The sequence below is a fragment of the Flavobacterium sp. I3-2 genome, assembly GCF_013389595.1.
Lineage (GTDB): Bacteria > Bacteroidota > Bacteroidia > Flavobacteriales > Flavobacteriaceae > Flavobacterium.
On record NZ_CP058306.1, the window covers coordinates 3,330,117 to 3,344,262 of the forward strand.

General features: G+C 29.7%; 14 protein-coding genes and 1 tRNA gene. 7 read left to right on the top strand and 8 right to left on the bottom strand.

Going from position 1 to position 14,146, the window contains the following annotated elements:
• Positions 1-43: 43 nt before the first annotated feature.
• Entirely contained in the window at positions 44-811 is a 768-nt protein-coding gene (locus HW119_RS15725; RefSeq protein WP_177766146.1) for a 5'-methylthioadenosine/adenosylhomocysteine nucleosidase, read from the top strand.
• 29 nt (positions 812-840) lie between these two features.
• On the opposite strand, the gene HW119_RS15730 is transcribed toward HW119_RS15725, so the two are convergent.
• Both HW119_RS15730 and HW119_RS15735 read right to left on the bottom strand, forming a co-directional pair.
• Complete coding sequence (locus HW119_RS15730; RefSeq protein WP_177766149.1) at positions 841-1,695, bottom strand: DUF4349 domain-containing protein; 855 nt, start codon at positions 1,693-1,695, stop codon at positions 841-843.
• 106 nt (positions 1,696-1,801) lie between these two features.
• Positions 1,802-2,524, bottom strand: a complete 723-nt coding sequence (locus HW119_RS15735) for a hypothetical protein (RefSeq protein WP_177766152.1) — start codon at positions 2,522-2,524, stop codon at positions 1,802-1,804.
• A 63-nt stretch (positions 2,525-2,587) separates the two neighbouring features.
• Here HW119_RS15735 and HW119_RS15740 point away from each other — a divergent pair, with 63 nt between their 5' ends.
• Positions 2,588-3,208 (top strand): hypothetical protein, encoded by a 621-nt coding sequence (locus tag HW119_RS15740; RefSeq protein WP_177766155.1) that lies wholly within the window; start codon positions 2,588-2,590, stop codon positions 3,206-3,208.
• Here the strand turns inward: HW119_RS15740 and recR are convergent.
• Complete coding sequence (recR, locus tag HW119_RS15745) at positions 3,203-3,823, bottom strand: recombination mediator RecR (RefSeq protein ID WP_177766158.1); 621 nt, start codon at positions 3,821-3,823, stop codon at positions 3,203-3,205. The genes HW119_RS15740 and recR overlap by 6 nt on opposite strands.
• Before the next feature lie 93 nt (positions 3,824-3,916).
• On the opposite strand from recR, the gene HW119_RS15750 reads away from it, so the two are divergent.
• Entirely contained in the window at positions 3,917-5,428 is a 1,512-nt protein-coding gene (locus HW119_RS15750) for a sodium:solute symporter (RefSeq protein WP_177766161.1), read from the top strand.
• 15 nt (positions 5,429-5,443) lie between these two features.
• Here the strand turns inward: HW119_RS15750 and HW119_RS15755 are convergent, their stop codons facing one another.
• Positions 5,444-5,806 carry a CoA-binding protein gene (locus HW119_RS15755; protein WP_177766164.1) on the bottom strand — a complete coding sequence of 121 codons (363 nt, stop codon included), beginning with the start codon at positions 5,804-5,806 and terminating at the stop codon, positions 5,444-5,446.
• A gap of 156 nt (positions 5,807-5,962) precedes the next feature.
• On the opposite strand from HW119_RS15755, the gene HW119_RS15760 reads away from it, so the two are divergent.
• Positions 5,963-6,412 (top strand): DUF1456 family protein, encoded by a 450-nt coding sequence (locus HW119_RS15760; protein ID WP_177766167.1) that lies wholly within the window; start codon positions 5,963-5,965, stop codon positions 6,410-6,412.
• A 47-nt stretch (positions 6,413-6,459) separates the two neighbouring features.
• On the opposite strand, the gene HW119_RS15765 is transcribed toward HW119_RS15760, so the two are convergent.
• The 3 genes from HW119_RS15765 to sucC all read right to left on the bottom strand — a co-directional run bounded on the left by HW119_RS15765 (position 6,460) and on the right by sucC (position 8,903).
• On the bottom strand, positions 6,460-7,137 hold the full coding sequence (locus tag HW119_RS15765) for a hypothetical protein (protein ID WP_177766170.1): 678 nt from the start codon (positions 7,135-7,137) through the stop codon (positions 6,460-6,462).
• Positions 7,138-7,140: 3 nt separating this feature from the next.
• On the bottom strand, positions 7,141-7,647 hold the full coding sequence (locus HW119_RS15770; RefSeq protein ID WP_177766173.1) for a hypothetical protein: 507 nt from the start codon (positions 7,645-7,647) through the stop codon (positions 7,141-7,143).
• 62 nt (positions 7,648-7,709) lie between these two features.
• Positions 7,710-8,903: an ADP-forming succinate--CoA ligase subunit beta gene (sucC, locus tag HW119_RS15775; protein ID WP_177766176.1), complete on the bottom strand. Its 1,194-nt coding sequence runs from the start codon at positions 8,901-8,903 to the stop codon at positions 7,710-7,712.
• Between the two features lie 260 nt (positions 8,904-9,163).
• Here sucC and lysA point away from each other — a divergent pair, with 260 nt between their 5' ends.
• The 3 genes from lysA to HW119_RS15790 all read left to right on the top strand — a co-directional run bounded on the left by lysA (position 9,164) and on the right by HW119_RS15790 (position 12,111).
• Positions 9,164-10,369, top strand: a complete 1,206-nt coding sequence (gene lysA, locus HW119_RS15780) for a diaminopimelate decarboxylase (protein WP_177766179.1) — start codon at positions 9,164-9,166, stop codon at positions 10,367-10,369.
• A gap of 86 nt (positions 10,370-10,455) precedes the next feature.
• Positions 10,456-11,874 (top strand): alkaline phosphatase, encoded by a 1,419-nt coding sequence (locus HW119_RS15785; protein WP_177766182.1) that lies wholly within the window; start codon positions 10,456-10,458, stop codon positions 11,872-11,874.
• A gap of 152 nt (positions 11,875-12,026) precedes the next feature.
• Positions 12,027-12,111, top strand: a tRNA-Ser gene (locus HW119_RS15790).
• Positions 12,112-12,344: 233 nt separating this feature from the next.
• Here HW119_RS15790 and HW119_RS15795 read toward each other — a convergent pair.
• The gene (locus HW119_RS15795; RefSeq protein WP_177766185.1) at positions 12,345-14,018 is read right to left on the bottom strand and encodes a helix-turn-helix domain-containing protein; all 1,674 of its coding nucleotides are present in this window, start codon (positions 14,016-14,018) and stop codon (positions 12,345-12,347) included.
• Positions 14,019-14,146 lie beyond the last annotated feature (128 nt).

Genomic DNA, 14,146 nt, shown 5'->3' on the forward strand with positions numbered 1-14,146 from the left:
AAGCTGTCTTTTTAGGCAGCTTTTTTTAAATTCATTTAATATTATGATTGGAATTATTGGAGCTATTCCAGAAGAAGTAAATGCGATTATTGCAGAAATGCAAATTTCTGAAACACGAATAATCGGTGACAGAAAATATTATATTGGTCATCTAGAAAACGTAGCCTGTGTTCTTGTATTTTCAAGAATTGGAAAAGTTGCTGCCGCTATTACTACCACAACGTTAATTCAAGAATTTAAAATTTCTAAATTGATTTTTACTGGTGTTGCTGGCGGAATTCGTAAAGATATTAAAGTTGGCGATGTTGTTTTGGCTACGCATTTAGCACAACACGATTTTGATGTTTTTCCTTTGTATCCAAAAAATGAAATTCCATTAATAAACAAAAAGTATTTTACTACTGATACTGAATTAAATCAAACGGCTACCAATGAAATTTCTAGTTTTTTAGAAGCTAAAAATATTCATAATTATATTTCTGAAAACGATTTGAATGAGTTCAAAATCCAAATTCCAAATTTACATCAGGGTTTGATTGTTAGTGGTGACCAATTTATATATCAGAAAGAACAAGTTTCTAAAATCTTAAACGATTTTCCTGAAACTTTATGTGCCGAAATGGAAGGTGCAGCTGTAGCACAAGTTTGTTATGAATATCAAATTCCGTTTACAGTTATCCGAACCATTTCTGATAATGCGAACGAAACAGCAACTATTGATTTTAAAAGATTTATAGAAAAAATTTCTAATACATATGGCTTATGGATTATTAAACATATTTTAAAAAACATAAAAACGCTACCTAATTAGTTAGCGTTTTTATGTTTTGTAATTCCAATTTATTTTTTAGACTTATTTAATTTTTTACGGATAAAATACCAAGCCAAACCTACGATTAAAAATAAAGGCCAAATGTAAATTAATCCAATGAAGAATCCAGGAATCCAACTTACACTTCCTTTCAATGCATTTACAATTTTATCTCCGTACGAAACCGTAATCCCTGAATCGGCTGTTGGTTTGTAAAAAGTGATATTTAAAGTACTCATCGAAACACGACTTTTCATGTAATTCAACTGACCTTGTTTTGATTCAATTTCTTCTCGAATTACATTAATTTGTTGCTCTATTTCAATGATATCAGAAACTTTACTTGCTTTTCTTAATAAATCGATATAACGAGCTTCTAATTCTTTTTTAGATTTTAAACGGGCTTCTAAATCAATGTATTGTTCTGTAACATCTTCAGAGGTAATTTGCTTTTCATCAAAATAAGAAATGCCTTGAGTTACATTGTTAACTAATTTTTCAAAGTTTTGATTTGGAACTCGGATTACAATATTTCTTGTAATTTCATTATAACCTTTTGTTTCGCTATCTAACTGAACATAACCGTTTACTGTTTTTAAAGCTGCATAAATTTTAGCTGCAGTTTTGTTCATGTCCGCCGTTTCAAAACGTAAATTTCCGTTTTTAATTATTTTCTGGTCAATTGGAATTGCCGTTGAAGCATTTGATGATTCTGTTGGCGCAGCCTCAGGAGCTGCTTGTGGTGCTTGTAATGCATCGTTTGAATACATTGCTTCTTCTTCAGCAACAACTTTATCTGTTGCGTAATCTACCTCGTTTGATGGAGATTTTTTGCAAGAGATAAAAACAAAAGCAAAACTAAGTACATATACAATTCGTTTCATAAGTTGGATTTTTAACGAATATACTAAATAAATTGGTTTGATTTTTAATCAAAATCCCATAAAAAAAGTTCCTTTAAAAAGGAACTTAAACTTTTATTGCAAACTTTTATTGCAAACTTTTAATTATTTTACTTTGTTCATCTGCGTGAAGAATATCGGCATTGTAACTTGAAAACAATTTTATTTCATAGGTACTTTTAACGGGTTTCCCATCTATTTGAGCTGGCTTCCATTTATCTAAACCGTATAAAAATTTAATTACATAATCAAGTCCATCAACCTCAACTTCTGAAGTATATTTTGCGTTTACAATCATACCTTTTTCATCAATATCAAATTGAAATTTGGTAACTCCTCTAGTATTTTCAGGTAATGAACTAGAATCAGAATTATTATTTAAAGTAGAAGTTACTTTTGAAAAAAATTCGTTTTTATCAAATAACAAAGGTTCGGGTAAAACATCATACTTTTCTGCATCTAAAACTTTGGAGTAAACCAATGCTTGAGATGACGATTTTATACCAGAACTTGAATATTTTTCTTTATAATTTTTTAAAACAAAATTCTGTAAATCCAATACCGTTTGTTTACCATCATCATCATCATCATAAAACAAAACATTTCTATCTCCGTCAACAACATAATTAAAAGTTACATTATTGAATTCAAACGAATCCATATAAACATCAAAATCTTTGTAATAAAGAACAATCTTATCGTCGATAAAACGAGTTAATGATTGCGTTTCTTTAACATGTGAATTTGTCCTTGCATTTACTATAAATACATTTGAACCTACCATCAATAAAAGTAAAAGAATCTGTTTCATTTTTTTTGATTTAAACATTAATTTAATAAATTTATAAAATTTACCACATTAAAATAAAAAAACATGTCAAAATATTATACATTAACAATAATTACATTTCTTTTTTCAATAATTGGTAATACTCAAAAAAGCAAAATCATACTTTTAACACCTACAATTTTGAAAGAAAATCCTGTAAAAATCGTTTTAAAAGAAAATGTGAACGATACCATAACTTCAACTATTATTTTACAATACGATGTAAACAATCCATGTAATATTGTATATATCGATACGTTTGTTGATGAAAAAGTACATTTAATTTCAAACAAAAAGAAACTAAGTTACAAGCTAGATAAAATTCAGTATTTAGAATTTGTTGACGAGAATAACAAAAAAAATATTTTTACATCAATACCAAAAATCAACAACAATAATATTGTAGCGGTTAAAAGCCAAGGAAAAATAAATTATTATATTGCCTATTCCGATAGAAATATTGTAGCAGCAAGTCATGGATGTGCTTACATCGAAAAAGATGGTAAATGGATAAAACACAAAAAATGGATTGACAGGTCGTTGTTTGAAAAAATTAAAAATCTGATAAGTGACGAACCTGATTTAGCTGCAAAAATGAATCAAACTGAAATTCCTCAAACCGAAATTTTTGAAATTTTAAATGAATATAATTCTAGAAAATTATAACATTTTCAAACTATTTTCGAAAGGAACTCGATGAATTAAACTACGCCCTAAAGTAATTTCATCTGCATATTCCAATTCATCGCCAATGGCAATTCCGCGTGCAATAGTTGACGTAATTACATCAAAATCTTTAATTTGTTTGTAGATATAAAAATTGGTGGTATCACCTTCCATGGTGGAACTTAAAGCAAAAATAATTTCTTTAACTTTCCCTTCTTTAACTTTATTAATCAACGTAACAATATTAAGTTGACTTGGTGCAACTCCATCAATCGGAGAAATTTTTCCGCCCAAAACATGATAATGTCCTTTGAAAAGTTGAGTGTTTTCTAAAGCCATTACATCTCTTATATCTTCAACCACACAAATTATCGAACCATCACGCGACGGATTTTCGCAAATCTCACATAAATCGTGGTCAGAAATGGTGTGGCAATTTTTACAATATTTAATGTCGTTTCGTAAACCCAAAAGTGCAGTAGTCAACCCGGCTGTTTGGTCTGCAGGTTGACGCAATAAATGTAAAACCAAACGCAAAGCCGTGCGTTTACCAATTCCGGGTAATTGCGAAACTTCGTTAACCGCGTTCTCTAAAAGTTTTGATGGAAAATTCATTTGGCAAAGATATAAAATACGCCATTTAAAAAATATAGTTTTTGTAGATATACAACTCAAAATACTTATTTTTGAACAAATAATTTTTAAAACATGACGCCAACTATAATTCTAACAATCATTGTTATTTACTTTGGAACATTGATTCTAATTTCAAATGTCATCGGGAAAAAAGACAGTAGTAACGATGCTTTTTTTCAAGCTAATAAAAATTCAAAATGGTATTTAGTAGCTTTCGGAATGATTGGAACGGCACTTTCTGGGGTTACTTTTATATCAGTTCCGGGCGAAGTTGGTTCACCAAACGGAGAGCAATTTAAATATTTTCAGTTTGTTCTCGGAAATGCTTTAGGTTTTATCGTAACCGCAACCGTGCTTTTGCCGTTATATTACCGATTAAATTTAGTTTCGATTTATGAATATTTCGAAAAACGTTTGGGATTTTATAGTTACAAATCGGCAGCATCCATTTTCTTAATTAGTCGAACTATTGGCTCTGCATTCAGATTGTATTTGGTAGTAATTGTATTTCAGTATTTTGTTTTTGACCATTACAACATTCCGTTTGCAGCAACTGTTTTAATTTCACTCGGATTAATCTTTGCTTACACCTACAAATCTGGTTTAAAAACCATTATCATAACCGATACATTACAAACTTTCTTTTTGATTTCATCGGTAATCTTAACCATTATTTTTATTTGTATGGCGATGGATTACTCAGCAATTGAAGCTTTTGAAACGATTAAAGAAAGTAACTATTCTAAAATTTTCTTTTGGGATGATTTTGTTACAAGCAAATATCATTTTGTGAAACAAATACTTGGTGGAATGTTTGTAACCATTGCCATGACAGGTTTAGACCAAGATTTAATGCAGAAAAATTTGAGTTGTAAAAACATCAAAGAAGCTCAAAAAAACATGTTTACGTTTACAGGAATTTTTGTAATCATAAATATTTTCTTCTTAGGCGTTGGAGCATTACTTTATATTTATGCCGAATCTAAAGGAATTTCGGTTCCGGTTGATGCAATAACCGGAAAACCACGAACCGATTTATTATTTCCAGAAATTGCATTTAATCATTTAACGGTGATTCCGGCAATCGTATTTTTGTTAGGTTTAATTGCAGCGACATTTGCCACAACCGATTCTGCTTTAACAGCTTTGACAACTTCGTTTTGTATTGATTTTTTAGGCATGGACAAACCCGAAAATGCGAACAAACCAAATAATGTGAGAAACCGAAAATTAATTCATTTAGGATTTTGCTTTTTGATGTTTGTAGTCATTATAATTTTCAACATCATCAACGATTCATCGGTTGTAAGTATGATTTTCAAAATTGCATCGTACACTTACGGACCTCTTTTAGGATTATTTTCTTTTGGTATGTTTATGAAATCGAGAAAAGTACATGATAAATTTGTTCCATTAATTTGTATTGCTTCGCCATTTATTACCTTATTTATCAGTCTGAATTCAAATCTATTTTTTGGGAATTACGTTTTCGATAACGAATTAATCATCGTCAACGGATTAATAACTTTCTTGCTTTTATTTGCAATAAGTTTTAAAGAAAAAAAACAAACGAGCGAGATTTAATCTCGCTCGTTTGTTTTAATATTGTTTCGTATTTAGAAGAACTAAAGTACAAGCTTCTTCAAAATCAATTCCATTATTTTTAAGTGTTTCATAAAATTCCGGATTTTCTGTTCCTGGATTAAAAATCACACGTTTGGGTTTTAAACCCAAAATATAATCGTAATACGCTTCTTGATTTTTCGGACTCAGATACAAAGTTACCATATCTATATTTTCGTACGAAAGTAAATCGGTATCAATAACAACCCCGTCCACTTCGCCTTTACGCAAACCAAAAGCTTTGACTTCGTGTTCAAATTGTTTTAATTTACGAATGGCCATATTTGAATATCGTTGCACGTTTTCGCTTGCCCCGATAACTAAAGTTTTTTTGCTCATAATCTTTTGTTTTATCTAAAGGTACTAATAAAATACGAATTCTTATTTGAATTGAATTTCATTTTTTCTTGCCAATTAAAAACAAAAAAATCCAAATCTATTTTTATAATCGTAAATCATAATATATTCAATATCTTTGCACAATAAATTAGATTTATGACAAATAACGATATATTTAAAAAATTACGAGTTGCTCTACAATTAAGAGACGACCAAATTGTTGAGATTTTAGAATTGGTTGATTTTAGAATTTCAAAAGGTGAATTAGGAAATATTTTCAGAACCGAAGATCACGAAAAATACATGGAATGTGGAGATCAGTTGTTAAGAAACTTCTTAAACGGATTGGTAATTCATTTAAGAGGAACAAAAGAAAATCCAAAGAATCCGATGGATGTAATCAAATCACACAAAAATACACCTGAAAAAAAATCAGAATCTACAGAAAAGAAATTTTCAAAACCTTTTAAAAAGGATGATAAAAAACCTGTAAGTAAGTCTGATAAACCTTTTAAAAAGAATTTCAAAAAAGCTGAACCAAAACAAAATCCGGTTGAGTTTTTTAAATTCAATTCTGGTAAGGGAACAAAGAAAAACGATAATTAAATAAAGCAAAAATCCTCAAATCGTAATGTACTTTTTGAGGATTTTTATTATTGTTGAAAAGAAATAATAAACGGTTTTATATATTGATATGAAATGGATTCTGAAAGAATTTGAGACATTTCTATAACTGATTTTTCATCGGATTCATCCATTAAATAATAAATCAACCCTTCTGTTTCGCTAGAAAAAGGTTTATATTCCGTAACAACAAATCCATGTTGACTGGCAATATTTTCAAGATTAATTAAATCGCTTTCGGTATTTAATTTAACTTCAATATAATTTCCTTCTTTAACAACTGAATATACCGAATTTCCTTGATATAATTTTTGAACCCTAGAAACATCATCTATACTTTGAATTTGATTTATGTAGTTATTCAATTTTTCACAAGACAAACTTCCCTCTTTAAAATAACACAAAACCATTTTGGTATTTTTAGTCGAAAAAACATTTATATAAATACTTGAAAGTACACCTTCATTGTTTAACGGCAATTTAAATAAATTTAAATCTGTAAGTGTTTCAGTAATTTTTTTATCTGTTACATTGAAATCAAACTCAACTACAATTGCGTTATTTTTTATATTTCTATAATTTAGAACATCATTCGAATAAAAATCAACCACTTGTTCGTTACAATAATCGGTAACAGCTTCTACCTCATTATCTGAAGTACAAGAAAAAAACAATATCGAAACTAAAAATAAAATAAACTTTTTCATACATTAAAATTTTAAATCAAACCAACCGTTTCTAATCGTATGCATGGTTCCATTTTCTTCGGCTGCATCGAATTCAAAAGTCGCTGCGATTATTCTTTTTTCATAATCTAATTTTTCAATAGTGATAGCACCTCCGATTTCATTATTTGTAGAAGCCCATTTAGTAGCTGAATTAGTAGAGTAATAAGTTAATCGACCTGATACATTAGAAGTTTGTCGACCGTTTATTGCATAAGTTTTTCCTTCTTCAAAACCAACTTGTGAACTGATAGATACCTCGACTGCTTTTTCATTATTTGAAAGCATAAATACGATAAATGAATCAAACGGCGAAACATAGACGTGTATTTTCTCGAAAGAAGTATTTTTATTTGTTGTTGAAAATTCTTGGTTATCAAATATCAAACTGACAGAATCACTACCCGTTGGAATTTGATTTGAACTTGAATTATCATCATTTGAGCAAGAAAGCAACAAAAGTGAAGTAAATAATATTATTATTTTTTTCATTTCAAAAAAGATATAAAAAAAGCCCAAATTTAAATTTGGGCTTTAAAATTTATATTAAATTATTAAGATAAAGCAGCTTTTACTTGATCTGCAGCCTCTTGGAATTGAACTGCTGATAAGATTGGCATACCAGACTCATCAATAATTTGTTTTGCTAATTCAGCATTTGTACCTTGTAAACGTAAAATAATTGGCACTTTAATATCGTCACCCATGTTTTTGTAAGCATCTACAACACCTTGAGCAACACGGTCGCAACGAACGATTCCTCCAAAAATGTTAATTAAGATTGCTTTTACGTTTGGATCTTTTAAGATAATACGGAAAGCCGTTTCTACACGTTTAGCATCTGCCGTTCCACCTACGTCTAAGAAGTTAGCTGGCTCAAAACCTGCATACTTAATTAAATCCATAGTTGCCATTGCTAATCCAGCTCCGTTAACCATACAACCAACAGTTCCGTCTAAATCTACGTAGTTTAATCCTACAGCTTTAGCTTCTACTTCGATTGGATTTTCTTCAGAAACATCACGCATTTCAGCTAAATCTTTATGACGGAATAATGAATTTTCATCTAAGTCAACTTTAGCATCTACAGCGATAATTTTGTTATCAGAAGTTTTTAAAACTGGGTTAATTTCAAACATCGAAGCGTCTGAACCTACATAAGCTTTGTATAAACAGTCAACAAACTTAACCATTTCTTTGAATGCATCACCAGATAATCCTAAGTTAAAAGCAATTTTACGCGCTTGAAAACCTTGTAATCCAACAGCTGGATCAACTTCTTCAGTAAAAATTAAATGTGGCGTATGTTCAGCAACTTCTTCGATATCCATTCCACCTTCTGTAGAATACATAATCATGTTACGACCTTTACCTCTATTTAATAAAACTGACATATAGAATTCTGAAGTTTCACTTTCACCTGGATAGTAAACATCTTCAGCAACTAAAACTTTATGTACTCTTTTTCCTTGTGGTGGAGTTTGTGGTGTAATTAAATCCATACCAATAATTTGACCAGCAATTTCTTTAACTTGATCTAAATTTTTAGCCAATTTAACTCCTCCTCCTTTTCCTCTTCCTCCTGCATGGATTTGAGCTTTAATCACGTGCCATCCTGTTCCTGTTTCTTCTGTTAATTTCTTAGCAGCTTCAACAGCCTCTTCTGCTGTATTTGCAACGTGACCGCGTTGTACACGTACACCGTAGCTAGATAATATTTGTTTACCTTGAAATTCGTGTAAATTCATGATTTATATGTTTTGCTTTTTTAATAGTAAAACAAAAATAGCAAACTTGAACTAATTGACCTAAGAAAAAATGAGAATTATGTACTCACTTACAAATTTTATTATGGTAATTCTTTCATATTCTTTTTTTAACCCTAAATATTTTGCAAATCGATAATTTTAAAAATAAAATTTTGACTAGTTTACAAAAATCAAAACCTCAAATTACAGCCTGATTTTTTTTTATATTTTTGTTCTTATAAATTTAATTTCAATAACTTATGGATTCTAACATTTTATTAGAACTATCTAATCAATATGGTTGTCCGTTGTATGTTTATGACGGAAACAAGATTGAATCGCAATTTGCAAGACTTTCAAATGCATTTGCAGGTGTTAAACATTTAAGAATTAACTATGCGGTTAAGGCTTTATCTAACATTTCTATATTAAAGTTATTGAAGAAGGCAGGAAGTGGATTAGATACTGTTTCCATCCAAGAAGTTTTACTTGGATTAGAGGCTGGTTTTGAACCTGAAAGAATCATGTTTACTCCAAATGGTGTTTCGATGGAAGAAATCGAAGAAGTTGCCAAACTTGGTGTACACATTAATATTGACAACCTTTCGGTTTTAGAGCAATTTGGACATAAACATCCAAAAACTCCGGTTTGTATTCGAATCAATCCGCATGTAATGGCTGGTGGAAATAGTAATATTTCTGTTGGACACATCGATAGTAAATTTGGAATTTCGATTCATCAAACACCACACATTTTACGTATTATCGAAAATACAAAAATGACGGTAAACGGAATTCACATGCATACGGGGTCGGATATTTTAGATATCGAAGTATTCTTATATGCTTCTGAAATATTATTCGAAACTGCGAAACAATTTAAAGATTTAGAATTTATCGATTTCGGAAGTGGATTTAAAGTTCCGTACAAAGTAGGAGATTTAGAAACTGATATTGAAGAATTAGGTGAAAAATTAACGACAAAATTTAATGCTTTTTGTAAAGATTACGGAAAAGAATTAACTTTAGTATTTGAACCTGGAAAATTCTTGGTTAGCGAATCGGGTTATTTCTTAGCTAAAGTAAACGTAGTTAAGCAAACGACTTCAACGGTTTTTGCACAAATCGATTCAGGATTTAATCATTTAATTCGTCCGATGTTTTACAATTCGTACCATCACATTGAAAACATTTCTAACACAGAAGGAAAAGAACGTTTCTATTCGGTAGTTGGTTATATTTGCGAAACAGATACATTTGCAAATAATCGTAGAATCAAAGAAATTTCTGAAGGTGATATTTTATGTTTTAGAAATGCGGGTGCTTATTGTTTTTCAATGGCTTCGAATTACAATTCGAGATACAGACCGGCAGAAGTTTTATATTATAATGACGAATCTTATTTAATACGTAAAGCTGAAACTTTCAAAGATTTACTAAATAATCAAATCATAGTGGAACTTTAGTTCCACTTTTTTTTAACAGATACTTAATGTAAATTTTAATTGGTATATCTTTATTCAAAATAAATTTGCAGCATAAATAATTCAAAATGGATAGAAGAAAATTTTTCAAAGCTGGTTCAATTGCTGGTGTTGGTGCAGCATTATTAAATCCGTTACAAGGATTTGCTCACCCGATTGAAAATGAAATCAATTATAAAAATAAAAAAGCAAAGAACATCATCATTTTAGTAAGTGACGGAATGAGTTCCGGGACCTTAAATATGGCCAATATTTATTCAGAACGTATTTTAGGAAAAACTACAAATTGGATTCAAGCTTATAAAGATAATATCGTTTCAAGAGGAATTATGGATATGGCTTCGGCATCATCTATAGTTACAGATTCTGCTGCAGCAAGTTCATCTTGGGGTTCAGGAGAACGTGTTAAAAACGGAGTAATTAATATCAGTGTCAATGGTGACCAGTTGATTCCGATTTGGTTGAAGTTCAAAAAAGCAGGTAAAAAAGCAGGTTGTGTAACTACAGTCCCCATTACTCACGCAACTCCAGCGGGTTTTACTGTTAGTATGAAAAGTAGAAACGACCAATCTGCAATTGCAGAAGAATATTTAAAAATTGGTTATGATGTTTTAATGGGAGGCGGAAATAAATATTTTGATGCTAATTTTCGTAAAGACAAAAAAGACATGTATGCCGCTTTTTCTGCCGAAGGATATAATGTGGCAAAATCAAAAGCTGATTTAAAAAACATTGATTATTCAAAACCGGTTTTAGGTGTTTTTGATGAAGATGCACTACCCTATGCTATCGATAGAAAAAATAATCCTGAATTAGAAGCTAAAATTCCAACTTTAGCAGAAATGACGCAAGTGGCTATTGAGGCGATGAAATCTCACAAAAAAGGTTTTGTTCTTCAGGTCGAATCCGGAAAAGTAGATTGGGCAGCTCATGCTAATGATGTTGCTGGTTTAATTCACGACCAATTACAATTTGATGATGCTGTTAAAGTAGCTTTGGATTTTGCAAAAGCAGACGGAAACACTTTAGTTATCATCACAACAGATCACGGAAATGCGAATCCTGGTTTAATTTATGGTAAAAATGTTGACGCGCATTTAGATTCGATTCAATATTACAACCAAACCAATGAATCGTTATTAAATAAAATAAAATCAGATACCTCTGAAAAAGATTTAATAGATTTTATACATGCTAATTTAGGTTTCACGATTACTAAAGACCAAGCTGATCATTTACTTGATTATTATAAAGGTTTATATAAGGATGACGACGGCTTGTATAATTACAAAAAGTTGCCTTTTAAATCATTTGCAGAAATACAAAAAGAATACAATTCGGTTGGATGGATTTCAATGGATCACTCGGCAGATTATGTAGAAATAGCGATGTTTGGACCAGGTCAACAAAATCAAAAACCTTTTATGAGAAATACCGATTTACATTATTTCATGCTTGCAGCTGCAGAAGTTGAAAATAAATTTTAATTTTTTTATTTCATAAAATATTACGGATTAGAAACTTAGCTAATAATTAAAAAACAGCTAAGTTTTTTTTATCAAAAAGTCTTGCAGATATAGAAAAAGCTAGTATATTTGCACTCGTAATAATGAAACAAACATCATTAGAACAGACCAAAGGAGAAATGGCAGAGTGGTCGAATGCGGCAGTCTTGAAAACTGTTGACTGTAACAGGTCCGGGGGTTCGAATCCCTCTTTCTCCGCAGACTCAAGTACATTTATTCAAATAAATTACTAAAATTAAAAACCTGATATCAAATTGATTTCAGGTTTTTTTTATATTTAATATTTGAAAACAATTATAAATCTATCGCTATCCTTTTTTACATACTACAATCTGTTCGAAAAACGATGTTTGCCGTACGTCTTCTACCCGATTCTCAAGGTAAAATGATTTTGCTTATCGAATAAAGAAAAGAAGAAAAAGTATTTAAAATTAAACATAATAATTCTCATTTTTAGTTTTTAACTCTTGTATGAAATAAGAATAACTAATTCCAGTAATTTTCAAAAAGGCATTTGAAAAACTTTTTCGATTACCGTATCCGTATTTTACGGCAATTACTTCAGTTTTTAAATGTTTCAACTGTAAATCTGTTTGTAAATTATCTAATAATAAATTTATGCGAAGTGAATTTATATAATCAGGAAAGCTCTTTTCTTTTACTTGATTGATATATTGAGATAAATAACTACGATTGGTCTTACAATATTCTGCTAAATCATTTAAAGTTAAATCGGGTTTCGTGAACAATTTATTTTCTTCAAATCTTTCTAGCTTAATAAAAAGGTCTTTTATAAGCTGAGTTGATAAAAACTCTTTTGAATCATTTATTACTCCCTTATCTAAATTATCTATGGCAAATGTATGCCAAAACTCTCTATTACTTTCAAATTTCCATTGGGTAGCTTCGAACTCATTTTTTAAAACACGCTCTGAACGACGTACTTCAATTTGTCTTAAAACTTCTTTGTATCTTTTCTTATATGATCGTTTTAAGCTCAAACTTCGTATATAAAAAATTATAAAAGCAACTAGAATTAAAATCCCCGTTACAGAAACAACAACTAAAATTAATTGTTTTTTACCAATTTGATTTTCTAGACGTTGTTTTTCTGCCTCCATTTTTTTGATATCGAATTCTGAATGAAAAAAATGGCTTAAATAAGCTTGAGTAGCTTGAAAGTTTTGAGTAGCAATTAACAATTGGTTAGTGTAATATAACTGCTTTTCTAGATTGTTTTCTTGCTTATAAAATTCAATTAAATAAGTGTATGCTTTTAATAAATGAGCATTTATATATTGTTTACTACCAAATAGAATATCTATTTTTTTAAAATACGTTATCGCTAAATCTTTGTTATTTAATTCCCAATAATTTTTACCTAGATAAAAATAAATTAAATTTTCGTTGGCAAAATCATCATTTTTAATAATTATCGGCAAAGATGTTAAGAGTAATTTAACACTTTCTGTATACTTTTTTTGCTTGAAATCAATCATGGATTGGGTCAGATTAAAGTACGCATTCTCTAAAATACGATCTTTACTATCTAAATAATGAAACTTATTTTTCCCATGAAGTAATAAATCGTTAGCTTCTGTTAAGTTATTCAAATAATAATTACAAATAGCTTGAGAGCGAACACAATTAATAAAGCCGTTAATATGAGATAAATCAGTTTTTGTAACAAAATAAGAACTAGCCTCTTGAAAATAAGTTAACGCTTCTCTATAATTAGCCATAAACAATTTAGTCGCACCAATTGAATATAAAGATTTATTATATAGATAGGGTTCGTTATGTTTATCGATTAATTCCAGTGCTTTAAATTGATGTTGTAAAGTTTTTGAGTAATTTCTTTCAACTAAATAAACATAACTTAATGTTTGATAAAATCGAACTTTAAGTTTAACATCTTGTTGATTTTGAATTAAAAGAGTTGCACTATCACAATACGTTTTTCTGATCAATGTATCATTATACCATCGTATGGCATGTAAATAACCCTCAAATAGGAAATTATTATTTTTTTCTTTTCTACTTAATACAATAAATTCTTGTAAGGTTTTTTCATAATTCAAATCATCATTAGAAATTGTATCCATTTTAGCTTTCAATATATTTAAATCTTGAGCTGAAATCGGCAAAAAAATTAGATTAAAAACAATAAAAAACATCCATTTATTAATAACAAAACTATATTTACCACACTTCATAAAAAAAATATAAATAA